Raw genomic sequence first — 24,746 nt, 5'->3', positions numbered from 1 at the left:
GTTTCGGCTGGACAATATGTTCAGCTTATCCTGGAGAAGCTCGGTCATCTTGGACAACCTGCGCAGGGAGAAAACCGGTGCTTGACTCGCTCGACGCGCGGCTGCTGCTGTTGCTCACCGACTCGCCCCGCCTCGGCGTGCTCGAATGCGCGCGCCGGCTCGGCGTCGCGCGCGGCACCGTGCAGGCGCGGCTCGACCGGCTCACCGAACGTGGCATCCTTGGCGGCTTCCCGCCCGAACTCGATCTGGCCGCGATGGGGTACAGCCTCACCGCGTTCGCCGTGCTGGAAATCGCGCAGGGCAAACGCGCCGGTGTCGCGGAGGCACTGGCTGCGATCGACGAAGTGTGCGAAGTGCACGCCACCACCGGACAAGGCGACCTCTTCGTACGCCTTGTCGCGCGTGACAACGACGATCTGCAACGTGTCATCGACGAAGTGGTTGGCGTGCCGGATGTCTTGCGTACGTCGACTTCGATTGCGTTGTCGACACCAGTGCCGCCGCGAGTGCGGCCGTTGCTCGAACGAACGGCTAGGACACGTACGTGAGATAGCGCTTCGCGGAGCGCTGTACGACGTTATGGGCGTCCGTATGCACGATGGCGTCCCACCAAGCGCCGTAGATGGCGCCAAACGCGTACGGCTCCAACAGTTCCGCGGCGTGCCGTACGACGCTTGGCCGCTCCGGGATGAGGTTTGGGTAGCTGTACATGAAACCGACGTGCGTGCGATCCGGGATCACCTGCACGATGTCGCCGGTCAGCAGCGCGCCGCGGCCTTCCTCGCCCTCCGGCCAGTGCATTACGGTGCCGCCGGCGAAGTGCACGCCCAGGTTGATCAGCTGGAGATCCGGCGAGACGTCGAGCGTCGTGCCGGTCCACAGCTGGATCGACGGATCGGGGCGGCCGATCCACTGCTGGTCGTTCTCGTGCAGATAGACCGGGACGTCGAAGGCGTGCGCCCACTCGACCATCGTCGTGTAGTAGTGCGGATGGCTGATCGCGATGCCGGTGATGCCGCCGAGTTCGGTGATCCTGCCGATCAGCTCGTCGTCGAGGTAGGCGGAGCAGTCCCAGAGGAAGTTGCCGCTCGCCGCGCGCACCAGCAACGCGCGCTGGCCGATCGCGAACCGCGGATCCGAACCGACGCCGATGAGCCCCGGGCCCTGCTCCTCGACCCGCGGTTTGAGGTCGCCGTCCGCCCGGAGCGTGGCCAGATCGGTCCACTGCTGCCCGCCCGGCGGCACGTATTGGCGCTCGTCCTCGCAGATCGGGCAGTCCGCGCGCGGAGCGGCGTACTGCGTCCCGCAGGTCAGGCAGAGCGGCTGGGTGCTCATCGGTGTCCTCCAGTGGTTTTGCTGAAAGACACGCTAGACCGCCGAACGCGCGCCGGGCCACGGAAAACCGGGCGGGCGCGCGTTCGGCGGAAACGAGTCAGGACTCGCTGTAAGGCACCGCCTTGACCAGGGTGACCTTCATGGTCTTGCCGTTGGGCAGCTCGTACTCGCGGGACTCGCCCTCCTTGGCGCCGAGCAGCGCCTTGCCGAGCGGCGACTCGGGGGAGTACACGTCGAGCGCGCCCTCCGCGCCCTCTTCGCGGGTGGCGAGCAGGAACTTCTCCTCCTCGTCGTCCCCGTCGTACTTGACGGTGAGCACCTTGCCGGGGCCCGCCGTGCCGTCGTCGTCCGGAGCCTCGCCGACCTTCGCGTTGCGCAGCAGCTCCTGGAGATGCCGGATCCGGGCTTCGGCCTGGCCCTGCTCTTCGCGGGCCGCGTGGTAGCCGCCGTTCTCCTTGAGGTCGCCCTCTTCGCGGCTGTCGTTGATGCGGGCGGCGATGACCGGACGATTCTCGATCATTTCGTCGAGCTCGTGCTTGAGCCTGTCGTAGGCATCCTGGGTCAGCCAGGTCACCTTGGTGTCGCTCACGGTCACCATCTCCTCGTAGGGCCTGCCAGGCTTGGGTGTACAAGCCGGCCACCGCGTACGCACGCGGCTGAGATAAAGGAAAAACACGGCCCGTCGGGGGCCGTGCTGGTGTACGAGCGTATCACGGCAGGACAGGTCGACGCCGGTCCATTTCACGCCGCGCGGACGCTCGCCGCGCATTTCACTCCGTTGGCCGCTACGGGGTTGACAGATAGCGTGGTATGGAATACGAGCAGCCGAACACGTCGGCGGTCACCGGGGTCCCGATGCTCTTCACCACTGTGTTCAGCCTGCTGTGGCCGGCCCCGGCGGGAACCAGCACCTCCCGGCGGCCGCTTTCCGCGCCGGAGCGGTCGCGCACCCGGACGACGCACACGCCGGGCTTGCTGTCGTCGTCCCGGGTGACGTTGAGCGTGACCTGCATCGCGTCGTTCGGCAGTTCCTGGAAGCCGACGCGCTCCGCCTCGATCGGGGTCTGGCCGAGATTGAGGTAGTAGACGAAGCCGACCGCGCCGCTCACGGCCAGCGCGACGGCCACGAAAAGCCACCTGCGCCAGCGCTTCGACGGCTTGCCCTTGCCCGCGGCGCCGTACCGGTCCGCGGGCCGCGCCGGCACGGCGCCACCCTCGGCGGTCACGGTCTCCCCGCTCTGCAAATCCGGGCCTCCGGTCAAACTTGTCGTACCCCTGGGGACAATAGGCAGTGCGGCCGGTCCGGGGCACCACCCTGGTCGAGTATCCGCGACCCGTTCCGGCGGCGCGGAGCCGGGGCGGTTTACCGCGGCGCAACCAGGTGTCACGGAATAACAGGACAGGAAAGGGCCGTTCGGACCATGGTGGGAGCCGACGAGCTGACAACAGAAGACCGCAAGCAGCGACTGCGCCTGATGGCGGTGCACGCCCATCCCGACGACGAGTCGAGCAAGGGCGCCGCCACGATGGCCAAATACGTCGCCGACGGGCACGAGGTCATGGTCGTGACCTGCACCGGAGGCGAGGCGGGCAGCATTCTCAACCCGGCCATGGACCGGCCGGACGTGCTGGCGAACATGACCGAGATCCGCCGCGAGGAGATGGCGCGCGCGGCGAAGATCCTCGGCGTGAGCCACCGCTGGCTGGGATTCATCGACTCCGGGCTGCCCGAGGGCGACCCGCTTCCGCCGGTGCCGGAGGGCTCGTTCGCGGTGATCCCGCTGGAGGAGTCCACCGAGGCGCTGGTGCGCGTGATCCGCGAGTTCCGCCCGCACGTCATCACGACCTACGACGAGAACGGCGGGTACCCGCATCCGGACCACATCCGCACGCACGAGGTGTCGATGGCGGCCTTCGACGCGGCGGGCGACCCGGAGCGGTTCCCGGAGGCGGGCGAGCCGTGGCAGCCGCTCAAGCTCTACTACATGCACGGGTTCTCCAAGGCCAGGATGGTGGCGTTCGACACCGCGCTCAAGGAGGCCGGGCTGGAGTCGCCGTACGAGGAGTGGCTCAAGTCCTGGGACCCGAACCGCGCCGACATCATGGAGCGGGTGACGACCCGGATCGAGTGCGGGGAATACTTCGAGGTGCGCGACGAGGCGCTGAAGGCGCACGCCACGCAGATCGACCCGACCAGCCGCTGGTTCGCCGTGCCGCTGGAGATCCAGCGCGAGGTGTGGCCCACTGAGGAGTACGAGCTGAACCGCTCCCTGGTGGACAGCACGCTGCCGGAGGACGATCTGTTCGCAGGCATCAAGGAGAAGGTGAGCCCATGAGTTTCGGTGTGCCGGCCGTCGCGGTCGTCCCGCTCACCGCGTCGGCGCTGGTACTGGCCCAGCAGCCGGACAGCGGGGACAACGGCGGCCAGGGCGAGGACTTCGGCAAGTCCTCGCCGGTCGGCCTGCTGGTGCTGATCCTGTTCCTGATCGCGGTCGTCTTCCTGGTTCGCTCGATGAGCAAGCACCTGAAGAAGGTGCCGCAGAGCTTCGACAAGGAAGAGGCTGGTTCGGAGTCCGGTTCCGAGGCCGTCGAGGCTGGTCCGGAGTCGGCCGGAGAGGCACCGGAGACGGCTGCGGCGGAGAAGAAGCCGGACGCGGCGGCGGCCAAGAAGAGCGACTGAGTTCCCCGCGACGGGGCTGGACTAGCTGGTCAGCCCGTCGCGGAGAGCGGCGAGCTTGGCCGTGAGCAGGCTGTCCTCGCCGGGCAGCACCGTGATGTACCGGTTTCCTTCCGGCCCGGCAACCTCGAACGCGACCCGGCCGTCGGTGAGGTCGAGGTAGCTCAGCGGCCCGGCTTCCGTGCGCCCTGGCCGGCCCGGTTCGCGCACGGCGACGGCCATTTCGCCGACCCCGAACCAGGTCTGCTGGAACAGTGCGTCGACCGCGCGGGCGGCCGGGCTGCGCTCGTCGGAGAAATCCGCCTGGAAGTCCTCCTGCGGCAGGGAGAACGCGCTCAGCTGAGCTGGCCGGTACCGGGGCAGGCTCGCGACCAGCGCCCCGGCAGGAGTGCGGGTGCCGTCGAGCACCTTCAGCCGCACCCGATCGCTGCGACACAACGCCTTGACCCCAGTCCGGCCCCGGACGGCGACGAGCACGCCGTAGCGGACGTCCTGATTCTCGACGTGGGCGACATATTCCGTGTCGGCGCGGCCCAGCGCGCAGAGCACGTCCTCGAACTCGTCGACGAACCGCCCGTGCTCGATCAGGCCGAGCCAGGCCAGCTCGTCGCGCACGGTCTGGTCGAGCCGCCGATCGTCGGCCGTGAACCGGAGCCGCCCCGAAAACACCGGATGCGGCTCGGCGAACCCAGCTTCCCGGAGCGCGCCGAGAAGGGCGTCGAGGGACAGCTCGGTCACGCGCACCGCTTCCTCCCGGCCTAACGAACCGGCCGGTCCCCGATCACCGGCGGGGTCGGTTTGCCGTCGCTCCCGCCGAACACGTCCGGATCGGTCTCTCGGAGGTAGGGCGGAGCGGTTCTCTCCTTGTCCTTTTCCTTGCTTTTCCCCGGTATGCCGTTGCCGACCAGGTTGCCGTTTTTCGCTGCCGCGCCTGGGGTTCCGGCTTGGCCGCCGCGGGCCGGAGCCGGTTCGCCGGGAGTGCGGGCGCCGACCCGGTTTCCGCTGCCTTGGCCGCCGTTCGGGTTGCCGCCGGGGCTGCTGAAGTCGTAGCCGCTGCCGGGTACCGGATCGAATTCGGTAGCGAGAGGGTTGATCGACTGGCCGGAGGGCCCGAATTGATATCCAGGCGGCAATGCGATCGGGCTGGGACGGTACGAACTCGTGTGAGTCGCATCGGACTGCTTGGCCGCTTCGGACGGCGTCGCCGGAGAACCGCTTCCCGTGGGGTCAGGTCCGCGGCGGCCAGCGTGCGTCGAGGGGCGGTCGCCGCGGGTCGCCGGCACTGGCTCCCGTCGCTTCGGAACGGGGCCGGCCGGCCCCGCTGCTGGTCCCGCTACGCCAGGAGGCGGCTCGACCGCACGAGGACCGCGGCCGTCAGGCGGTTCACCGCCCGGTCCGCCAGGCGCCTCGACCGGTTTCCGCGGCGTGCTGGTACTGGCGAGCCCAATGGACGCGCCGGTGTCGCTCAGCTCCGCGTAGTGCGCCGGGATGCGGTCGGAGTTTGTCCCCGTAGCCGAGTGATAGCCGGTGTAGGCGTCGATGTTGTGCTGGGCGTCGGCCTGCCATTGGTGGAGTTTGCCGAAGTAACCGGGTTTGCCGTGGAGCAGGTCGTACACGTCCTGCATGCTGATTTCCGGTCGGTCGCCGATCGGTTTCACGGTGTTCTTGACAGCGTGAAAGGCCGATACCTGCCCGTCCGCCGCGGTCCGGGCGAACCCGAGATTGGCGCTGATGGCCGCGGATGCGGCCATCAGGGGAGCGGTCGCGCTCGCTGACTCCTCGGCGGTGACGCCGTGCCATCCGGCACGCACTTTTTCTGCGAGGGCGGCGATTTCGTCGATCCGTTCCACCAGTCGCTGGCTGAGGTCCTCGGCGGTTTTTCGGGTTTCGCCAAGCGATTCGGCTCCTTGCCCGCCGGTGACTTGCTCGTAGATCTCCGCCGGGGTCAATGATCGACCGGCCATCAGCGTCCTCCTCGCAGATTGCCGAGTACTTTGTCCGCGACGTCGCGGGCGGAATCGCACGGATCCTTCTCGCCTTTGTGCGCCGGTGATTGAGTGATCGACACGTCCAGGGTTTCGCGGTCGCTTGTGCCCAGCGCGACGTTGCATTCGCCGAGCCTTGCCCGCACGTCCTCCGTGCCGTAGGCGACGATCGGATATCCCTCGACCGGAGCGAGGGGCATGAAGAAGGGATACGCTCCGCCCTTGGCCCGGTAGACAGACGTCAGGCCCAGCTTGTCCACGTTCGGGAACACGACCGCGATTTTCGCCTGGGAGAACCAGCCGCAGCCGGGCCCGCCGGGGCCGTTCGGGTCCGGGGTGATCCGGGCCTCGTCGCCGAGCAGGTCCACGACTTGCGCCGAGGTCAGGGATTCGCACGGGTTCTGTTTGAATCTGGTGATGTCGATGGGGTTCGGCACTTTCGGCACGCCGGGGCCGGGTACCTGGTTCGCCGAGGTGCTTCTTGGCGCTGGTTGACCGGTGCGGTCGGCCGGAACGGCTTGTCCTGGAGTGGTGTCCGAGCAGCCGGCGAGAATGAGCAGGGCCAACGGGGCGAGCGCTAGGGCACGTCTCACAGATGTCCCCCGGCCCGGCGTATTTCGGCCGAGTGCGCGTGCTCGGCATCCGCGTATTTTTTGAGTGCCGCGCGATGTTTGGCTGCCTGATCACGACAGTACCGTTCGCATTGCTCCAGCGAACCTTTCAGGACTTCCCCGGAATTTCGGAAGATGGTCGCGTTGTCCGTGCTGGAAAACTCCAGCCCGGGTGGCTGTGTTCGCGCGATGATTCCTGCGTGGTCCCTGTCGAGGTAGTACTTGTCGGCGAGGCTTTCGTAGAGTTTCGCGATTTCTTCCAGCGTCGCTCTGTCGTAGGAGTACCCGTCGCCCAGCAACGGCGCCACCGCCATCGTCTCGATCGACGCGCCGCCGAATCGCTGGATCGGAGGCAGGCTGGACTGCTGATTGTCGGCCACGATGTACGCCTCCCCTTGCGTAGATCGTCCCGGGTCCGCTGGGCCCAGGTGGTTAGTCACCCTATGGAGCCGGGTAGTTACTCTAGTCGCCGCGATTAAGCCTGTCTGCATTTGCGAACTGCAACTCGCAAGGGAGTTCGCCGTTTATGGACTTGAGCAGGGCGGCTGTCGTACGGCCAACAACAAGCATCACTCGAATGTCTTAAGCCGCAGACAGTGGGGAAGGCCTCGTCAGTGCCGTTCAGCCAGTTGCTCGTCGTAAAGGCTTTCCGGCGGCAGATGCTTGCCGGGCGAGCCGATCTCTCCGCTCCGGTGGTCCGGCTGCGGCTTGTCCTGAGTTCCGGTGCACCCGAGCGCCCAGTTGTGCGCGGTCGGCGGGTTTTCCACGAGATACGAGCCGACGGAGCAATTCCACAGCACCGAGTTCGCGCCTGCCCAGCCTTGGCCGCTGCCCATCCACTGCCGGTCCGACAGCTGGAGATGTCCCGATGGCGGGCTCATCGTCAGGTCGTCGTAGAGAGTGCCGCTGGCCCAGCGCTGGTGCGGGCCGGCGTCGAGGATCCGGGAGCCGGTGTTCGTCGCCGTGCAGCGACTGACCACGTTGGGGCCGGGCACCCTGGCCTGGGTGACCCAGGCGTGCAGGTTGCTGCCGGTGACGGTGCACTGCCGGATCAGGGTTTCCTGGCCGCTGATGGTGTAGGCGGCGGGCTGATCGTGGATGTCCTGCGGGACGGACTCGTCGAGAGACGAGGTGCGCAGCAGGCTGACCCGGAGCGCGTTCTGCCCGATCGCGAAGGCGGAACCGAAATGGTCCGCGACCACGTCGTCGATCCAGCTGTCCTGCGCGGCGTCCACGGACGCCAGCTGGGACTTGAAGAAACCGTCGTCGTGCCAGGCGGGATCCTGCTCGAACTCGGCGCCGTCCGCGGACAGGTGCGCGAGGCCGGAACCGCTGATGCGGCCGGGATACGAGTAGCGAGTGACGGTGGCGTGGGTGTACTGGCTTTCCAGTGCGTTGGTCAGCGGCACGTCGAAGCGGACGGTTTTGCCGTTGACGGCCGTGACCGTCCGGTCGAACTGCAGCCCGGAGTTCGGGGTCCACTGTTTGCTCGGCGTTCCGTTCGGCCGCGGCGGGATCCGGTCCATGCCGATCGCGTGAATCCACGACTGTTCCTGCGGGCGTTGCACGATGACGTGGTCGCCGACGTGGAAGGAGGAAGCATCGCTCACGTCGAGCTGGTCGGCGCCGACCGGGACGTAGCCGCTGGTGACCGGTACCGCGACACCGGCGGAGGCGCGCGAGCCGGTGCCGGCGATCGTGACGAGCGTGTGCAGCTTGCCCGCCGCGACCAGCCTGGTCCCGTTCGGGCCGCTGCCCGCGCCGCGCAGTTCGATGTTGCTGGCACCGATGCGCAAGGTTCCTTCGAGCCGGTAGTCGCCCGCTGTCAGCTGGACCGCGCCGGGCTTGCCGCTGCTGGCGACCTGGTCGATGGCCTGCTGAATGCGTGCGGTGTCGTCGCCGGACGGCTGCGGCCCGACTGTCGCCGCGGCCGGCAGTTCAGGCGGCGGAGCGTCGCCGTCGCGGTAGCCGACGCGGGAGAAATCGGGGACCCGGTTGCCTTGCGCGTCGGTGCCGTAGGAGAGGCGGCCGTGGGCGAAACTGATCCAGTTCGGTGCTGCGGAAGCCGCATGGGCACTGCAACCGGACAAACCAAGACATCCGATGAATGCGATCGCGGTGACGGAACGCGTCGAGCCTGCGCGAAGGAATCGCTTCATGGAGAAGGATTCTAGCGATCTTGATTTTCGCACGACAAGGCCGATCGTCGTGATTCATCGGATTTATCGGTCGATTTCGGCGTTCTGACGAGAGCGCGTGGCGAGTGCCGGGCAAGCCGGATCTTCTGGTGTCGCGGGGACGGGACCGGTCTCGCGCGGCATGAGGCACACTCGGCACCATGACGAACCGCCTCGCCGATGCGACGTCCCCGTACCTTCTGCAGCACGCAGGCAACCCGGTCGACTGGTGGGAGTGGGGTCCGGAAGCGCTGGCCGAGGCGCGTCGTCGCGGGGTGCCGATTCTGCTGTCCGTCGGGTACGCCGCCTGCCATTGGTGTCACGTCATGGCGCACGAATCCTTCGAGCACGAAGGCACTGCGACCCTGATGAACGCGCACTTCGTCAACATCAAGGTCGACCGCGAGGAGCGGCCGGACATCGACGCCGTCTACATGGCCGCCACGCAGGCGATGACCGGGCAGGGCGGCTGGCCGATGACGTGCTTCCTCACGTCCGAGGGCGAGCCATTCCATTGCGGCACTTACTATCCGCCCGCGCCGCGTCCGGGGATTCCCTCGTTCACGCAGCTGCTGGTGGCGGTCGCGGAGGCGTGGGAAGAGCGGCCGGACGATCTGCGCGAGGGTGCGAAACAGATCGTCGGGCATCTTGCCGAGCAGAGCGGTCCGCTGAAGGAAGCCGCCGTCGATGCCGACGCTTTGGCGGACGCGGTGACGAAACTCGCGCAGGAAGCAGATCCCGTGCACGGCGGTTTCGGTGGCGCGCCGAAGTTTCCGCCGTCCATGGTGCTGGAGTTCCTGATCCGCCACCACGAGCGCACGGGTTCGGCGCAGGCGCGCGATCTCGCCGAGTCCGCGGCGGCCGCGATGGCGCGCGGGGGCATTCACGACCAGCTGGGCGGCGGGTTCGCGCGCTACTCCGTGGACGCGGAGTGGATCGTTCCCCACTTCGAGAAAATGTTGTATGACAACGCGTTGCTCCTTCGAGTGTACGCGCATCTCGCGCGTCGTGGGTCGGCGTCGGCGCGTCGGGTGGCGGAAGGCATCGTCCGGTTCCTTGAGCACGATCTCCTTACGCCGCAAGGAGGTTTCGCCGCGTCGCTCGATGCGGACACCGAAGGTGTCGAGGGATTGACCTACGTGTGGACTCCTGCGCAGCTCAACGACGTGCTCGGCGTGGACGGTCCGTGGGCGGCTGAGCTGTTCAGCGTGACCGAAGAGGGCACTTTCGAAGAAGGCGCATCGACCCTTCAGCTGCGGGCAGACCCGGATGATTTCGACCGTTTCGAGCGCGTCCGGCAGGCGTTGCTCGAAGCGCGAGCGGAGCGTCCGCAACCGGGACGGGACGACAAGGTGGTCGCGGCCTGGAACGGTCTCGCGATTTCCGCGCTGGCCGAAGCGGGCGTCGCGTTGGAACGTCCACAGTGGATCGAACTCGCTCGTGGCGCGGCGTCCCTGCTGCTGGACCTGCACATCGTGGACGGACGACTCCGCCGCAGCTCGCGGGACGGCGCGGTCGGCGCACCGGTCGGCGTACTGGAGGACTACGCCTGCCTCGCCGACGGTCTTCTCGCCCTCCACCAGGCCACTGGCGAACCGCGCTGGCTCACCGAAGCGACCCGGCTGCTGGACGTTGCCTTGGCGCACTTCGCGTCCGACTCCGCACCTGGCGCGTATCACGACACCGCCGACGACGCCGAAATCCTGGTGCAGCGCCCGTCCGATCCGACGGACAACGCCAGCCCGTCCGGTGCTTCGGCGCTGGCTGGCGCGCTGCTCACCGCGTCCGCGCTGGCCGGGCCTGACCAGGCGGCGCGCTACCGCGACGCGGCTGAACTCGCGTTGCGTCGCGTCGGTCTGCTCGCCGCGCGCGTGCCGCGGTTCGCTGGGCACTGGCTGTCCGTGGCGGAGGCGGCGCAGTCCGGGCCGGTGCAGGTCGCGGTCGTCGGCGCGGACCGTGCGGAGCTGATGGCCGCCGCGGCACGGCACATCCACGGCGGCGGCATCGTGCTCGGCGGCGAGCCGGACGCGTCCGGCGTCCCGCTGCTGGCCGATCGGCCGCTGGTCGACGGCGAGGCGGCGGCATACGTCTGCCGCGGCTACGTCTGCGAACGCCCGGTGACCGCGGCGGACCAGCTCATCGCCCAGCTCTGACGAATTCCGCCCCTGGTGAACGCACTACCTGCTTCGGTGGAATCAGCGTAGCTTCAGTAGTGACGTAATCATGTAATCAAGGATGGTGGACGTCATGGGGCGAGGTTGGAAAGGCCGGGGCTGGCAGCAGGCCGAAGTGCCGTCGGCGGACGACGCGGCGGCGTGGTTCGGCGGGAGGCTCCCGGACGGCTGGTTCACCGGCGACCCGGAACTCACCGTGGACCGCGAAGAGATCCTCATCGTCGGCGAGCTGCCCGCGCTGACCGGCGATTACGCCGACGACGCGGCCCGCGCGGCGGCGGCGGACGGGCGGATCAGCAGGTTCCGCGAGGAAACCCGCGACGAGCGGATCGAGATCGCGCGGCAGGCTGAGCACCGCTACCAGCGCAAGGTGGCGTGGGGCGCGAAGCTGGGCGGCACGACGGTGCACTTCACGACGTTGTCCGTGCCGGTGATGACCCGGCTGCGGCAGCCCGAACGCCTGGTCCTCGACACGCTCGTGGACGCCGGCGTCGCGCGGTCGCGGTCCGAGGCGCTGGCCTGGGCGGTGCGGCTGGTCGGCGAGCACGCGGACGCGTGGCTGTCCGAACTGCGCGAAGCGATGACCAAGGTCGACGACCTGCGGTCGAAGGGGCCCGATTTGGGCTGAGCTGCGGGATTTCCTCCGCTGCGGCAGGCTGGAGGCAGCCTGCTGTATCGGAGGAACCGTGGACGTCCCTGCTGTGCCCGAGAAAGTGGACCCGGACGCGTTGACCGCCGTCCTCGATGGACGCTGGGCCGGGTTGAAGCGCGACGTGCGCGCGCAGATGAGCACGGAGAAGTTCCGGGACACGATCGGCCTCGACGTCGAGGCGCACCGCGTCCAGGTGCTGGACCAGCTGCGGAAACTCGCTGAGACAGACCGTCCCGCGCTCGGCTTCGACGCCGCGTACGGCGGGCTGAGCGACGTCGGCGGGTCGGTGATGTCGTTCGAGATGCTCGGCTACGGCGACCTGTCGCTGATGGTCAAGGCCGGGGTCCAATGGGGCCTGTTCGGCGGTGCGGTGCAGCTGCTCGGCACCGCGGCGCACCATGAGAAATACTTGCGCCGCATCATGAATCTGGACCTGCTCGGGTGCTTCGCGATGACCGAACACGGCCACGGTTCGGATGTCCAGCACCTGCACACCACCGCGACCTACGACCCTTCGACGCGCGAATTCGTCGTGCACAGCCCAGATCCCGGCGCCACCAAGGAATACATCGGCAACGCCGCCCGCGACGGGCAACTCGCGGTGGTCTTCGCGCAACTGATCACCGGCGGCGAATCCCGTGGCGTACACGCTTTCCTGGTCCCGATCCGCGACGATTCGGGTGCTCCGGCTCCTGGTGTCACCATCGCGGACTGCGGCGTGAAAGCGGGTTTGAACGGCGTCGACAACGGACGGTTGACCTTCGCTCAGGTCCGCGTGCCAAGGGAAGCGCTGCTGAACCGCTTCGGCGACGTAGCCGAAGACGGCACCTACACGAGCCCCATCGAGAGCGACGGCCGCCGGTTCTTCACGATGCTGGGGACGCTCATCCGCGGCCGCGTGAGCGTCGGCGGCAGCGCCGGATGCGCCACCCAACGAGCCCTGACCCTGGCAATCCGCTACGGCGACCAGCGGCGGCAGTTCCAGCGGCCGGAGGGTGACGAGGTGGTCATCCTCGATTACCTGGGGCACCAGCGAAAACTGCTGCCAGCGTTGGCGAAGACTTATGCTTTGCACTTCGCGCAGGAGGAACTGGTCGCCGCCCTGCACGACATCGCCTCCGACGCGCCGGAAGAAGAGCAACGCGAACTCGAATCCCGCGCCGCCGGTCTGAAGGCCCTGAACACCTGGCACGCAACCGCGGCGATCCAAACGGCCCGCGAAGCCTGCGGCGGCAGCGGATACTTGGCGGAGAACCTGCTGGCCGGGTTGAAAGCCGACACTGATGTTTTCACCACCTTCGAAGGCGACAACACCGTGCTGTTGCAACTGGTCGCGAAGGGCTTGCTGACGCAGTACAAGGAACACTTCGAGGACCTCAGCCCCCTGGCGACGGCGCGATTTGTCGCTGAGCAACTGGTGGACACCGTCATGGAACGGTCGGCCGCGTGGAAGTTCCTGGAGCGCCTTACAGAGTCTGACGATGCTTCGGTGCTCTTCGACCGGGAGTGGCAACAGCGTCTCTTCGAGGACCGTGAAGAGCACGTGCTGAGTGGTGTGGCCAACCGTCTCCGCGGTGCTGCTTCGGATCCTTTTGGTGTCTTCAACTCTGTACAGGACCATGTGCTGCTCGCTGGCCGCGTACACGTGGACCGCTTGATCCTCGACGCCTTCGCCCGCGCTGTCTCCAGCTGTAGTGACCCGGACGCGGCTGCGCTGCTTTCGAGGCTCTGCGACCTGTACGCCCTGTCGACGATCGAAGCAGACCGCGCGTGGTTCCTTGAGCACGGCCGCATCTCAGCAAGCCGCTCCAAGGCGGTGACTGCGGCGGTTAACGCGCTGTGCGGGGCTTTGCGGCCCCATGCGCGGACGTTGGTGGATGGGTTCGCGGTTCCGGAGCAGTTCCTGGCAGCCCCGATGCTGAACGGCTGAAATCGGTACGCTTGGCGAGGTGTCGAAACTCTTCGGAGATCATGCCGAGCGATACACGAGTTTTGTCGAAAACAGCGGGCCGAACGCGCATTATGACCGTCCAGCGATCATGCGTCTCGCCGGTGAGACGGCCGGCAAACAGATCCTGGAACTAGGTTCCGCTGGCGGCGGTCTGACCGAGCATCTGGCCGCGGCCGGCGCTGAGGTCTTGGGGCTCGACCACGATCCCCGCCTGGTCGACCTCGCCAGGAAACGATTGGGCGCCCGGGCCAGGCTTGAAACCGCGGACCTGAACGAACCGCTGACCATGGTGCCGAGTGCCTCGACGGACGTGGTGGTGGCGTCGCTGGTCCTGCACTACCTCAAGGATTGGGGCCCGCTCTTGGCGGAACTGCACCGCTGCCTCAAACCGGGCGGTGCCCTGGTGTTCTCCATCCACCACCCGATCACCGGCTGGCTCCGTTCCGATCGCACGGACTACCACCGCGTCGAGCTGATCAGCGAAAACTGGGACTGGAACGGAAAGACTGTGACCGGGCGGATGTACCGCCGCCCGGTATCGGCGGTCTTCACGTCGCTGCTGGAAGCCGGATTCGCGATCGACGCGGTGGAGGAACCGCAACCGGCCCCAGGAGTGGAAGACCCGGAACTGGACAGGATCTTGCGGACAACACCGGTGTTTCTGTACGTGCGCGCGGTTCGCTAAGAGTGCGTCGCCAACCAGATCGCGACGAAGCGGTCATGGATTCTTCTCGATACGAGTGCGACGACAGCGATTAAGCCACATCACGTACTGCGTGGCATCGCTCGATCGACTCGGCACGAAGGTTGGCGGTGGACCGTCGGCACCGGTGGACGCCACCGCGGGCTTCCGGGCGAACTTCCTCGTCGGCCCGGACAGGTGAATCCTGGCCGCGAAGCACGGTGCCCAGGCCTACGGCCAGCGGACTCGCCGCGATCTCACGAAGTTGAGCGCAGCCGTCTGCCCGGCCCGTCAGGGAGCGACAGCGTGGAACGCGATGCGTTCGATCATCGCGTCCAGCCCGGCTTCCAGCGCCGCAGTGCTGCGCTGGGCCTGCGCGAGGAGCAGGCCGCCCTGCAGTGCGGCCATCGTCGCCAACGACAGGCGGTGCGGGTCGGCGTCGTCGCGCAGCACGCCCCGGTCGAGCATGTCCTGCAGGCCGTCGCGGATCGCATCGGTCCACTGGGTGAAGCCCTCCGCCAATGCGGTGCGCGCGGCAGGGTCGTGTTCAGCGAGTTCGCTGGTCAAGCTCCCGAGCGGGCAGCCGCCGCGGCAGTCGAGATCGTGTTCGATCTGCACGATCGCGTCTCGCCAGTCGCGCAGCGCCTCGAAGCTGTCCAAGCGGGAGAGGAGCACTCGCTGTCCGGTCAGGATGCGAGCCGTCTGGAACTCGATCACCGCGCGGGTGAGAGCGCTCTTGTCCGCGAAGTAGTGGTAGATCTGCGACGAGCTGACCCCAGCCGCGTCCCGGACGTCGGGTGTGCTGGTGCCTGCGACGCCGCGTTCGAACATCAGCTGTGCGGCGGCGGCGACGATCCGCTCACGCGTGACGAGCCCGCGGGTCGTCCGTTTCGTCGCGCCGGCGCCCTCGGCAGCCGGGGTCACGGTCTCGCTCACCCCTGCAGGATACGGAAGTTCACCAAAACTGGATTTGACTATCCAGTTTTCCGCCGGTACTACTGGATAGCTCAATCCAGTTTGGGGCTCGGCCCCTGTCCCGTGAAGCACCTCCCGTGTCCGAAAGGCTTGATGTGACCACCATCAACAGCACCATCGCCGAGCGGGTATCCGCCATGCAGCAGGGCATCGCAGGTCGACTTCCAGCCGAGGTCCAGGCGGCTTTCGGCGGCGAGCAGGCGGAACTGGACGCCGCCGGCTTGCCCGAGGGTGTGCTCGCCGCAGGCGCGGCGATGCCCGACGGAGAGCTGCTCGACGCTCACGGCAACCCGGCGACGCTCGAATCCGCCCGGCATGGCAGGCCCGCTGTGGTCGTGACCTACCGAGGCGCGTGGTGCCCGTACTGCAACGTGGCGCTGCGCGCTTACCAGGAGCAGCTCGTGCCTGTGCTCGCCGAACGGGGCATTGAACTGATCGCGATCAGCCCGCAGAAGCCAGACGGCTCGCTGTCTATGGCGGAGAAGAACGAGCTGAGCTTCACCGTGCTGTCCGATCCCGGCAACCAGATCGCCGCCGCCCTCGGCGTGCTCACCGCCCCCACCGAGAGCGCCCGCGCCGCGCAGGCGACTCTCGGCCTGGACCTCACCGCGGCCAACGCCGACGGCAGTCATGGCGTACCGATGCCGACGGTCGTCCTGGTCGGCGCCGAAGGCACGATCCGGTGGATCGATGTGCACCCCAACTACACCACTCGCACTGAGGTCGAGGAGATCGCGACAGCGCTCGATCTGCTCTGAGCGCCACGGCCTCTTTCCGAAGAAGCGGGCCCCGTCGCCGCTTCGGAAACGACTCAGGCCGTCCCCAGGCAGTGTGACGGCCTGGAGACGGCCTGAGAAAGCTCGACAGAAACCAAGCCGCAGCTAGGAGTACATCGCCAACCAGATCGCGATGTAATGCGAAACCGCCGCCAGCACTGTGCAAGCGTGGAAGAACTCGTGGTACCCGAAGGTCTCCGGCCAGTGATTAGGCCACTTGACCGCGTAAAAAACGGCCCCAACGGTATAAAACAGCCCGCCCACGCAAAGCAGCACCAAAGCCGCAACCCCGGCATGGCTCAGCAGTTCCGGCAGGACGAACACCGCGACCCACCCGAGCGCGATGTAGATCGGCACGCCCAGCCAGCGCGGTGCGTGCGGCCACAGCATCTTCATCGCCACGCCCAGGATCGCGCCGCCCCAGACGATGCCCAGGACGATGTATCCGGTCGGCTTCGACATGGCCAGGAGGGTGAACGGCGTGTACGTGCCGGCGATGAACAGGAAGATCATCGAGTGGTCGGCGCGCTTCATCCACTTGTACGCGCGCGGGCTCCACAGCCTGCGGTGATACAGCGCGCTCACGCCGAAGACGCCTAGCACGGTGAGGCCGTACACGGACGTCGCCAGTGCGGCTACCGGCGAGACCGTCGACGCGGCGAGGCTGATCAGCGTGGCGGCCGCGGCGACCGCGCCGAAGAACGACCAGAAGTGGATATGGCCGCGCAGCCGGGGGCGAGTGTCCTCGGGGACGGGTGGGGGCTCGATCGTCACGCTCACCGAGCCAAGGCTACGGGACCGTAGGTTTTTTGCCAGCCCCCGTGGCGCGTCACACCACTAACGCAGGGGTGCGTACGCTCGGGCGGCGTGAGCCTCCGGTCCTTCATGTCCGACGTTGTCTACAGCATCTACAGCCGCCGTCTGATCCAGCAGTCGGCGGGCCGTCATCCGCGGCATATCGCGATCATGCTCGACGGCAATCGCCGCTGGGCGCGCGAGGCCGGGTTCGCCGACGTGGCCGACGGGCACCGCGCCGGGGCCAAGAAGATCGCCGACTTCCTGAGCTGGTGCCAGGAGGCCGAGGTCGAGGTCGTGACGATGTGGCTGCTCTCCACCGACAACCTCAACCGCGATCCGGACGAGCTCACCCCGCTGCTGAAAATCATCACCGACGTCACCGACGAGCTCGCCGGGGCCGAGATGCCGTGGCGGTTGCGCATCGTCGGGGCGCTCGACCTGCTGCCGCTCGAGGTGGCGCAGAAGCTCACCGCCGCCGCGGCGCGGACCGAGAACCACTCGGGCATGGAGGTGAACATCGCGGTCGGCTACGGCGGGCGGCAGGAGATCGCCGACGCCGTCCGCAAGCTGCTGCTGCAACACGCCGACGAGGGCACTTCGATTCGCGAACTCGCGAAAATCCTCGATGTCGACCACATCTCGGAACATCTGTACACATCCGGTCAACCGGATCCGGATCTGATTATCCGAACGTCCGGTGAACAGCGGCTTTCCGGATTTCTGCTTTGGCAGTCCGCGCATTCGGAATTCTGGTTCACCGAGGCTTACTGGCCGGCATTCCGGCGCGTCGACTTTCTCCGCGCGATGCGCGACTACGCCTGGCGGCACCGGCGGTTCGGGGCCTGACGCGGCGAACCGGCCCGGCGGACCCACCCAGCCGGGCCGGTCGACCCGGCCGCGAACGCCGCGAAGGCCCCGAAGCAGGGCTCCGGGGCCTTCGCGCGAGACGGCTCAGCCGTGGTGGTGCTCCATCGAGTGGGCCACCAGCGCCGGGGTCAGCGCAACGCCGGTGTAGGCGCCGGCGACCAGCGAAGCGGCGCCGTAGCCCAGCGCGCCGCCGCCCTCGATGAAGGTGGCGTAGGCGTCGCCGAACGTCGGGTCCGGAGCGCCCTGGGTCGCGGCCGGGGAAGCGAACGCCGTCCCGCCGATCATCATCAGACCCGCGGCGGCACCGGCGACAATTCCAGCCTTCTTCAGCACTTCGCACACTCCTAGGTAGAGATACTGGGATTCGGGGCACCGGAGTGTTCCGGTGGTGTGTCCCGCAGTAAGGAAATTACCCCCGAATGGCCTCTAGCGAATGGTGCGTACGCCCATTGTGTGAGCGCTTGAAGGCCCAGTTCACTCGGTACGGTTCAGTGTCCAGGACGCGAAATGCATTCCGGTCTGGCCCGTGGTACAAGGCCCTTTACCTGGGAATTGCCTGCACTCGGTGATTAATTTTCCATGATCATCCTTCTGTGCGACCCCCCGATCGCCGGACCTTGTGACGCTGAGTGAGCACTGTGGACACTCTGTTGCGGGCGACCGACGGTGGGATGACGAATCGGCGAATCACCTGTGTGGCTGCCTGCACGACGGGGCGGACGTAGGTACCTTCCGGGATAGAGGGCTCGCGTTCCGTGCGGGTTCTCGCGGGAGGCCCTGGTCGTGGCGTTGATCGAGGGGGCGGCTCAGCCGCCCACGAGATGCACGAGGGGGCCGGCACCCGGCCCTCGTGGCCGTGCCGCCTGACGCAGCCAGCGTCAGGGAGTGCGGACCCAGCCAGGGAGGTGCCCGGCCCAGCGAGTGCGGGCGTGGGGTGCACACGCCCTCGAGGGAGATGCCGTCGTGACTGCGCAGCGTTCACCCCGCAAGGCCTCAGGCCGTTCTTCGACCGGTGCTCAAGCGCCGGAGAAAGCCTCGATCTCGCCCGAATCCCCACGCATCACTTATGTGCTCGACACGTCGGTGCTGCTCTCCGACCCGTGGGCGGTCACCCGGTTCGCCGAACACGCGGTGGTGCTCCCGCTGGTCGTCATCAGCGAACTGGAGGCCAAGCGCCACCACTCCGAACTGGGCTGGTTCGCCAGGGAATCCCTCCGGCTGCTGGACGACCTCCGGCTCAAGCACGGCAGGCTCGACGCCCCGATCCCGATCGGCGACCAGGGCGGCACCCTCCAGGTCGAGCTGAACCACACCGATCCGTCCGTCCTCCCAGTGGGCTTCCGTACCGACTCGAACGACCACCGCATCCTCGCGTGCGCGCTCAACCTCGCGACGGAGCAGCCCGCGGTCACCCTGGTGACGAAGGACATCCCGCTGCGGGTCAAAGCGGGTGCGGTCGGGCTCACCGCGGACGAGTACCGGGCGCAGGAGGTCACGCCGTCGGGCTGGACGGGCATGGCGGACGTGGACGCGCCGCAGGAACTGATCGACGCGCTCTTCTCGGGCGGTTCGGCGGATCCGGCGGAATTCGGCCTCGGCGAGGTGGGCGAACTGCCGTGCCACACCGGGCTGCGGCTGCTCGCGGGCAGTTCGAGCGCGCTCGGCCGGGTCACGGCGGACAAGCGGGTGCGGCTGGTGCGCGGCGACCGCGAGGCGTTCGGCCTGCACGGCCGCTCGGCTGAGCAGCGCGTGGCGCTCGACCTGCTGCTGGACTCCGACGTCGGCATCGTCTCGCTCGGCGGGCGCGCGGGCACCGGCAAGTCGGCGCTGGCGCTGTGCGCGGGCCTGGAGGCGGTGATGGAACGCCAGCAGCACCGCAAGGTCGTGGTGTTCCGCCCGGTCTACGCGGTCGGCGGTCAGGATCTCGGCTATCTGCCCGGGTCCGAGAGCGAGAAGATGCAGCCGTGGGCGCAGGCGGTGTTCGACACGCTGGGCGCGCTGGTCAGCCAGGACGTGCTGGACGAGGTATTCGACCGCGGCATGCTCGAAGTGCTGCCGCTGACACACATCCGGGGCCGCTCGCTGCACGACACGTTCGTGATCGTGGACGAGGCGCAGTCGCTGGAGCGCAACGTGCTGCTGACCGTGCTGTCACGGCTCGGCTCGGCGTCGCGGGTGGTGCTCACGCACGACGTGGCCCAGCGGGACAACCTGCGCGTCGGCAGGCACGACGGAGTCTCGGCGGTGATCGAGAAGCTGAAGGGACACCCGCTGTTCGCGCACGTGACCCTGACCCGCTCGGAGCGCTCGCCGATCGCGGCGCTGGTGACCGAAATGCTGGAGGACCACGGCTGATCTGGTCGTGAGTGGCAATCACGGTTCTAACCGTGATTGCCACTCACGAGGTCTCACCAGCCAGCCGGCAGCGGACGTCCCTCGGCGAACCCGGCCGCTGACTGCACGCCCAGCACCGCACGCTCGTGGAACTCCTCGATCGTGCGCGCGCCCGCGTACGTGCAGGACGAGCGGACGCCCGAACAGATCGAGTCGATCAGGTCTTCGACGCCGGGCCGGGCCGGGTCCAGCGCCATCCGCGACGTGGAGATGCCCTCCTCGAACAGCGCCTTGCGGGCGCGGTCGAAGACGTTGTCCGTGCGCGTGCGAGCTCCGACGGCGCGCTTCGACGCCATCCCGAACGACTCCTTGTACGGCCGGCCCTGCTCGTCGTAGCGCAGGTCGCCGGGGGATTCGTGGGTGCCGGCGAACCACGAGCCGACCATCGCCGCCGACGCGCCCGCGGCCAGGGCAAGCGCGACGTCGCGCGGGTGCCGCACACCGCCGTCGGCCCAGACGTGTTTGCCCAGTTCGCGGGCGGCAGCGGCGCACTCGGCGACCGCGGAGAACTGCGGGCGGCCGACGCCGGTCATCATCCGCGTCGTGCACATCGCGCCGGGGCCGACACCGACCTTGATGACGTCCGCGCCCGCGTGGATGAGGTCGCGGGTGCCTTCGGCGGTCACGACGTTGCCCGCCACGACCGGCACCTTCGGCGACACCGAACGAACCGCCTTGAGCGCGGCGATCATCTTTTCCTGGTGCCCGTGCGCGGTGTCGACGACCAGCGTGTCGACGCCCGCGGCCAGCACCGCTTCGGCCTTCGCCGCGACGTCGCCGTTCACACCGACCGCGGCGGCGACGCGCAGCTTGCCCTGTGCGTCGGCGGCTGGGGTGTAGATCTCCGAACGCAACGCGCCCACCGCGGTCAGGACGCCGGCGAGGCGCCCCTCGGCGTCGAGGCCGAGCGCGAGCCGTCCGCCGTGGCTGTGCAGGAGTTCGAAGACCTCGCGCGGCGGGGTGTCGAGCGGCACGGTGACGACGGCGGGTTCGGCGACGTCAGCCAGTCGCGCGAAGCGGTCGACACCAGCGCAGGCGGCCTCGTCCACGACGCCGACCGGCTTGCCGTCGCCGTCGACGATGACGACCGCGCCATGTGCTCGCTTGTGCACGAGGTTGAGGGCGTCGGCCACCGCGTCGCCGCCGGTGAGGACCAGCGGCGTGTCCCAGACGGCGTGGCGGGACTTCACCCAGGAGACGATTTCGGCCACCGCGGCCGTGTCGACGTCCTGCGGAAGCACGACGAGCCCGCCGCGGCGAGCGACGGTCTCGGCCATCCGCCGCCCGGCGACGGCCGTCATGTTGGCCACCACCAAGGGGATCGTGGCACCAGTGCCGTCCACAGTGGACAAGTCGACGCCGAAGCGGGATTCCACGTCCGAACGGTTCGGCAGCAGGAACACGTCGTCGTAGGTCAGGTCGTGAGCGGGCACGTGCCCATCCAGAAAGCGCACGAGTCACCAGGCTACGTGGCTTGCGCGCGAGACGCTAACCCGGCGTGGCACGTGGGACAATGGCCAGGTGGACAGCCGTGATCGCGACGACCAGGGACGAGCCCGCAACGCCCGTCCTCGTGATGGTCTGGGCCGCCCGCTGCCGTACGGCTCCGACGGCGTGCCGCGTCAGCCCGAAGGCGTGCAGCGGACCCCGGAGGAGACCCTCTCCGAGGCGCAGGACCTGCTGGACGCCGGCCGCCCGTTCCACGCCCACGAGGTCTTCGAGGACGCCTGGAAGGCGACGGACGGGCCGGAGCGTGAGCTGTGGCGCGGCCTGGCCCAGCTGGCAGTGGGGCTGACGCACGCGTTGCGCGGGAACGGGAACGGGGCGGTCGCGCTGCTGGAGCGGGGCGCGGAGAACATCGCGCCGTTCCGGGAGGAGCCGCCGCACGGGGTGGACGTGGCCGGATTGCAGCAGTGGGCGCAAGCGCTTGCGGCGGAGGCCCGGGAGCGGGTGCGGGTGGTTCCGGAGGTTCCTCGGCTGGCCGCCGGGTAGGCGCGGGGCGATGGTGGCCGTCGTGAGTGTTTATGCCGGTTAGAACCGGCATAAACACTCACGAGGGCCGCAACGGTCAGGCAGCGGGCCAGTCCGCCGATCCGGCCTTTTCCTTGCCGATGGTCGTCGCTTCGCCGTGGCCGGTGCGGACGATCGTCGCGTCGGGGAGGGGGAAGAGGCGGTCGCGGATGGACTTCACGATGGTCGGGTAGTCGGAGTACGAGCGGCCGGTCGCGCCGGGGCCGCCGTGGAACAGGGTGTCGCCGGTGAAGAGGACTTCCAGGTCGGGACTGTGCAGGCAGATCGCGCCGGGGGCGTGGCCGGGCGTGTGCAGCACGGTGAGGTCGGTGCCCGCGACGGTGATGACCTGTCCGTCGGCCAGGTCGCCGTCGGGGGCGCGGTCCGGGTGGGTCAGGTCCCAGACGACCCGGTCGGCCGGGTGCAGCAGGATCGGGGCGCCGGTGCGGTCGGCCAGCGCGGGGGCGGCGTTGACGTGGTCGTTGTGCGCGTGGGTGCAGACAATCGCGCGGACCGTGCGGTCTCCGACCACGTCCGCGATGGCGTCCGCGTCGTGCGCGGCGTCGATCACGATCACCTCGGAGCCGTCGCCGACTATCCAGACGTTGTTGTCCACGTCCCAGCTGCCGCCGTCGAGCTCGAACACGCCCGACGTGACCAGGTTCTGCACTATGGCCGTCATGCCGCAGACCCTAGTGGCCCGCGAGGCATACCGCCGGTACCTACTTTCGAGTATCCTTACTCGCGGTAAGTTAGCTGCGACGACGGGACTGCTCATGACCGACCCTCGGGACCTGCTCGCCGAACCGCTCAAACTGCAATGCGGGGCCGTGCTGCCGCATCGGCTCGCGAAGTCGGCGCTCAGCGAGCAACTCGGCGACCGTCGCAACGCGCCGTCCGCCGAACTCGCGCAGCTGTACCGGACCTGGGCGCGCGGGGGCGCGGGCCTGCTGGTGACCGGCAACGTGATGGTGGATCCCACCGCGCTCGGCGAACCGCGCAACGTCGCGGTGCCTGCCGAGCCCGACCCGGCGGCGTACCGGTCGTGGGCGCAGGCCGTGAACGGCACGGACGCGCAGTTGTGGGTGCAGCTCAACCATCCCGGACGGCAGAGTCCTCGGTATTTGTCGCGCCAGCCGGTCGCGCCGTCTGCGGTGCCGTTCGGCGATCGAGGAGTGCGGACGGCGTTCGCGGCGCCGCGGGCGTTGACCGGGGACGAGATCGAAGCGGTGGTGGCGAGGTTCGCGTTGTCGGCGCGGACGTTCGTCGATGCCGGGTTCGCCGGGATCCAGATTCACGGCGCGCACGGGTACCTGATTTCGCAGTTCCTGTCGCCGTTGGTGAACCGTCGCGACGACGAGTGGGGGCGCGACCGCAGCCGGTTCCTGCTTGAGGTGGTGCGGGCGGTTCGGGGCGCGGTGGGCGATCGCGTGCCGGTTTCGGTGAAGCTCAACAGCGCGGACTTTCAGCGCGGCGGCTTCGACGAGGACGAGTCGTTGCAGGTCGTCCGTGCGCTGGGCGAGGCAGGGATCGACCTGCTGGAGATTTCCGGCGGCACGTACGAACGGGCCGTGATGATGGGGTCCGGCCGGGCGAGCACGCAGCGGCGGGAAGCGTATTTCCTGGACTACGCGGCGAAAGCCCGCCAGATCAGCGACGTCGCGTTGATGGTCACCGGCGGGTTCACCACGGCGGCGGGGATGGCGGAGGCGCTGGAGTCCGGTGCCCTGGACGTGATCGGGATCGGTCGTCCGTTCACTGTGGACCCCGCGTTGCCGGGACGGCTGCTCGCGGGCGAGGACGTGCGAGCCGAACGCCGGTGCCCGCACACGGGAATCCGGCTCGCCGACAGCCTGCTCGAGATCCAGTGGCACACCCAGCAGATGCACCGCGTCGCCGCGGGCAAACCGGTGGACCTGAAGCGCGGCGCGTGGCGGGCGCTGGCCCAGGCCGGGCTCAGCGATCCGCTGAACGCGTTTCGCCGGGTGCGCGCGTGAGCCGCCGGTCGGCGATTCGGGCACCGCTGGCGAGCGCGATGAAGAAAACGCCGATGAGCAGGCAGTTCAGCGCGACCTGTCCGTAGCCGAGGTTGTCGGCGTTGACGAACGGATACGGGTAGTAGCCGTCGATCGCCCCGCGGACGAGCGTGAAAACCAGCCACGCCAAGGGGTAGCAGAGTGACCACCACACGGTGCGCCACTCCAGCACCCGCGGCGCGAAGAGCAGCCAGCCGAGCACGCACAGCACCGGGGTGACGCGGTGCAGCAGGATGTCCGCGGCGAGGCTCAGCCCGTGCAACTCGTACAGCCCGGCGAGCGCGACCTGGTAGACGACCCCGGTCACCACGATCCCGACCAGCGCGTCGAGCCACAGCACGCGCATCAGCGGCGAGGTGCCGCGTCCGCGAGCGAAAGCCGCGCTGGTGACGAGAACGAGGGCGTTCGAGATGATCGTGAAATAGGTGAACAGGTTCGCCACTCGTCCGCCGAAGCTGACGTACCGTCCCTGCGGCGGCACCAGCGCGACGATCTGGATCACGAGCGCGGCCAGCACGACGACCGCGGTCACCCCGAACCACAGCCGGGCCAACGCTTTCGAGGACATGCCGCTGACAGTACGGCTCCGGGGCGGCCCGCCCGGCCCGACACGACCATGACCGGTCGAGCCGGGCCGGGTGAACTT

The 24,746-nt window shown here is 68.4% G+C and carries 26 protein-coding genes; 12 read left to right on the top strand and 14 right to left on the bottom strand.

The genetic code is table 11. The features are described from left to right. The first annotated feature begins 77 nt into the window (after nt 1–77). Nucleotides 78–548, top strand: a complete 471-nt coding sequence (locus L3Q65_RS29615; RefSeq protein WP_009083170.1) for an Lrp/AsnC family transcriptional regulator — start codon at nt 78–80, stop codon at nt 546–548. Here the strand turns inward: L3Q65_RS29615 and L3Q65_RS29610 are convergent. The 3 genes from L3Q65_RS29610 to L3Q65_RS29600 form a co-directional block, all read right to left on the bottom strand. Beyond that, nucleotides 532–1,335: an MBL fold metallo-hydrolase gene (locus L3Q65_RS29610; protein WP_182889927.1), complete on the bottom strand. Its 804-nt coding sequence runs from the start codon at nt 1,333–1,335 to the stop codon at nt 532–534. The two genes, L3Q65_RS29615 and L3Q65_RS29610, sit on opposite strands and share 17 nt — an antisense overlap. Nucleotides 1,336–1,432: 97 nt before the next feature. After that, nucleotides 1,433–1,933, bottom strand: coding sequence for a transcription elongation factor GreA (greA, locus tag L3Q65_RS29605; protein ID WP_037816721.1), 501 nt, complete (start codon nt 1,931–1,933; stop codon nt 1,433–1,435). A 187-nt stretch (nt 1,934–2,120) separates the two neighbouring features. After that, a complete protein-coding gene (locus L3Q65_RS29600) occupies nt 2,121–2,540 on the bottom strand; it encodes a DUF4307 domain-containing protein (RefSeq protein ID WP_237597210.1) in 420 nt (139 codons plus the stop codon). 216 nt (nt 2,541–2,756) lie between these two features. Between L3Q65_RS29600 and mca the strand changes: the two genes are divergently transcribed. Next, nucleotides 2,757–3,671 carry a mycothiol conjugate amidase Mca gene (gene mca, locus L3Q65_RS29595; RefSeq protein ID WP_037816719.1) on the top strand — a complete coding sequence of 305 codons (915 nt, stop codon included), beginning with the start codon at nt 2,757–2,759 and terminating at the stop codon, nt 3,669–3,671. After that, complete coding sequence (locus L3Q65_RS29590) at nt 3,668–4,015, top strand: hypothetical protein (protein WP_182889928.1); 348 nt, start codon at nt 3,668–3,670, stop codon at nt 4,013–4,015. Before mca ends, L3Q65_RS29590 begins: the two co-directional genes overlap by 4 nt. Before the next feature lie 21 nt (nt 4,016–4,036). On the opposite strand, the gene L3Q65_RS29585 is transcribed toward L3Q65_RS29590, so the two are convergent. The 5 genes from L3Q65_RS29585 to L3Q65_RS29565 form a co-directional block, all read right to left on the bottom strand. Next, nucleotides 4,037–4,750 carry an ESX secretion-associated protein EspG gene (locus tag L3Q65_RS29585; protein WP_237597209.1) on the bottom strand — a complete coding sequence of 238 codons (714 nt, stop codon included), beginning with the start codon at nt 4,748–4,750 and terminating at the stop codon, nt 4,037–4,039. A gap of 20 nt (nt 4,751–4,770) precedes the next feature. Continuing rightward, the gene (locus L3Q65_RS29580; protein WP_237597208.1) at nt 4,771–5,976 is read right to left on the bottom strand and encodes a hypothetical protein; all 1,206 of its coding nucleotides are present in this window, start codon (nt 5,974–5,976) and stop codon (nt 4,771–4,773) included. Then, complete coding sequence (locus L3Q65_RS29575) at nt 5,976–6,590, bottom strand: DUF3558 domain-containing protein (RefSeq protein WP_237597207.1); 615 nt, start codon at nt 6,588–6,590, stop codon at nt 5,976–5,978. The genes L3Q65_RS29580 and L3Q65_RS29575 overlap by 1 nt, the downstream gene beginning before the upstream one ends. After that, a complete protein-coding gene (locus L3Q65_RS29570) occupies nt 6,587–6,988 on the bottom strand; it encodes a hypothetical protein (RefSeq protein ID WP_237597206.1) in 402 nt (133 codons plus the stop codon). The genes L3Q65_RS29575 and L3Q65_RS29570 overlap by 4 nt, the downstream gene beginning before the upstream one ends. A gap of 231 nt (nt 6,989–7,219) precedes the next feature. After that, nucleotides 7,220–8,767 (bottom strand): hypothetical protein, encoded by a 1,548-nt coding sequence (locus tag L3Q65_RS29565; protein ID WP_182889932.1) that lies wholly within the window; start codon nt 8,765–8,767, stop codon nt 7,220–7,222. Nucleotides 8,768–8,946: 179 nt separating this feature from the next. Here L3Q65_RS29565 and L3Q65_RS29560 point away from each other — a divergent pair, with 179 nt between their 5' ends. From L3Q65_RS29560 to L3Q65_RS29545, 4 genes are all read left to right on the top strand, one after another. Next, on the top strand, nt 8,947–10,938 hold the full coding sequence (locus tag L3Q65_RS29560; RefSeq protein ID WP_237597205.1) for a thioredoxin domain-containing protein: 1,992 nt from the start codon (nt 8,947–8,949) through the stop codon (nt 10,936–10,938). Nucleotides 10,939–11,032: 94 nt separating this feature from the next. Next, nucleotides 11,033–11,587 carry a hypothetical protein gene (locus L3Q65_RS29555; protein ID WP_182889934.1) on the top strand — a complete coding sequence of 185 codons (555 nt, stop codon included), beginning with the start codon at nt 11,033–11,035 and terminating at the stop codon, nt 11,585–11,587. A gap of 58 nt (nt 11,588–11,645) precedes the next feature. Then, the gene (locus tag L3Q65_RS29550) at nt 11,646–13,541 is read left to right on the top strand and encodes an acyl-CoA dehydrogenase (RefSeq protein WP_237597204.1); all 1,896 of its coding nucleotides are present in this window, start codon (nt 11,646–11,648) and stop codon (nt 13,539–13,541) included. A gap of 19 nt (nt 13,542–13,560) precedes the next feature. Further along, nucleotides 13,561–14,247, top strand: coding sequence for a class I SAM-dependent methyltransferase (locus L3Q65_RS29545; protein ID WP_237597203.1), 687 nt, complete (start codon nt 13,561–13,563; stop codon nt 14,245–14,247). 288 nt (nt 14,248–14,535) lie between these two features. Here L3Q65_RS29545 and L3Q65_RS29540 read toward each other — a convergent pair whose 3' ends face one another. Then, nucleotides 14,536–15,180: a TetR/AcrR family transcriptional regulator gene (locus tag L3Q65_RS29540; RefSeq protein ID WP_237597202.1), complete on the bottom strand. Its 645-nt coding sequence runs from the start codon at nt 15,178–15,180 to the stop codon at nt 14,536–14,538. 116 nt (nt 15,181–15,296) lie between these two features. Here L3Q65_RS29540 and L3Q65_RS29535 point away from each other — a divergent pair, with 116 nt between their 5' ends. Next, nucleotides 15,297–15,977, top strand: coding sequence for a peroxiredoxin-like family protein (locus L3Q65_RS29535; protein WP_237597201.1), 681 nt, complete (start codon nt 15,297–15,299; stop codon nt 15,975–15,977). Between the two features lie 123 nt (nt 15,978–16,100). On the opposite strand, the gene L3Q65_RS29530 is transcribed toward L3Q65_RS29535, so the two are convergent. Further along, nucleotides 16,101–16,775, bottom strand: coding sequence for a hemolysin III family protein (locus tag L3Q65_RS29530; protein WP_199817900.1), 675 nt, complete (start codon nt 16,773–16,775; stop codon nt 16,101–16,103). 105 nt (nt 16,776–16,880) lie between these two features. Here L3Q65_RS29530 and L3Q65_RS29525 point away from each other — a divergent pair, with 105 nt between their 5' ends. Continuing rightward, complete coding sequence (locus L3Q65_RS29525) at nt 16,881–17,639, top strand: isoprenyl transferase (RefSeq protein WP_182890249.1); 759 nt, start codon at nt 16,881–16,883, stop codon at nt 17,637–17,639. Between the two features lie 105 nt (nt 17,640–17,744). Here L3Q65_RS29525 and L3Q65_RS29520 read toward each other — a convergent pair whose 3' ends face one another. Next, nucleotides 17,745–17,993, bottom strand: coding sequence for a hypothetical protein (locus tag L3Q65_RS29520; protein WP_067576545.1), 249 nt, complete (start codon nt 17,991–17,993; stop codon nt 17,745–17,747). Between the two features lie 735 nt (nt 17,994–18,728). Here L3Q65_RS29520 and L3Q65_RS29515 point away from each other — a divergent pair. Beyond that, nucleotides 18,729–20,015, top strand: a complete 1,287-nt coding sequence (locus L3Q65_RS29515) for a PhoH family protein (protein ID WP_093573301.1) — start codon at nt 18,729–18,731, stop codon at nt 20,013–20,015. Nucleotides 20,016–20,068: 53 nt separating this feature from the next. Here L3Q65_RS29515 and L3Q65_RS29510 read toward each other — a convergent pair whose 3' ends face one another. Further along, a complete protein-coding gene (locus tag L3Q65_RS29510; protein WP_182889936.1) occupies nt 20,069–21,508 on the bottom strand; it encodes a GuaB1 family IMP dehydrogenase-related protein in 1,440 nt (479 codons plus the stop codon). Between the two features lie 67 nt (nt 21,509–21,575). Here L3Q65_RS29510 and L3Q65_RS29505 point away from each other — a divergent pair, with 67 nt between their 5' ends. After that, the gene (locus L3Q65_RS29505; RefSeq protein WP_182889937.1) at nt 21,576–22,046 is read left to right on the top strand and encodes a DUF309 domain-containing protein; all 471 of its coding nucleotides are present in this window, start codon (nt 21,576–21,578) and stop codon (nt 22,044–22,046) included. A 76-nt stretch (nt 22,047–22,122) separates the two neighbouring features. Here the strand turns inward: L3Q65_RS29505 and L3Q65_RS29500 are convergent, their stop codons facing one another. Further along, a complete protein-coding gene (locus tag L3Q65_RS29500) occupies nt 22,123–22,746 on the bottom strand; it encodes an MBL fold metallo-hydrolase (protein WP_182889938.1) in 624 nt (207 codons plus the stop codon). 94 nt (nt 22,747–22,840) lie between these two features. On the opposite strand from L3Q65_RS29500, the gene L3Q65_RS29495 reads away from it, so the two are divergent. After that, nucleotides 22,841–24,061 carry an NADH:flavin oxidoreductase/NADH oxidase family protein gene (locus tag L3Q65_RS29495; RefSeq protein WP_182889939.1) on the top strand — a complete coding sequence of 407 codons (1,221 nt, stop codon included), beginning with the start codon at nt 22,841–22,843 and terminating at the stop codon, nt 24,059–24,061. Here the strand turns inward: L3Q65_RS29495 and L3Q65_RS29490 are convergent. After that, entirely contained in the window at nt 24,021–24,668 is a 648-nt protein-coding gene (locus L3Q65_RS29490; RefSeq protein ID WP_182889940.1) for a Pr6Pr family membrane protein, read from the bottom strand. The two genes, L3Q65_RS29495 and L3Q65_RS29490, sit on opposite strands and share 41 nt — an antisense overlap. Nucleotides 24,669–24,746 lie beyond the last annotated feature (78 nt).

The organism is Amycolatopsis sp. FU40, from assembly GCF_021903635.1.
Lineage (GTDB): Bacteria > Actinomycetota > Actinomycetes > Mycobacteriales > Pseudonocardiaceae > Amycolatopsis > Amycolatopsis dendrobii.
Note: the sequence above shows the minus strand (reverse complement) of the source record. Positions and strands in the feature narration are given on the sequence as shown.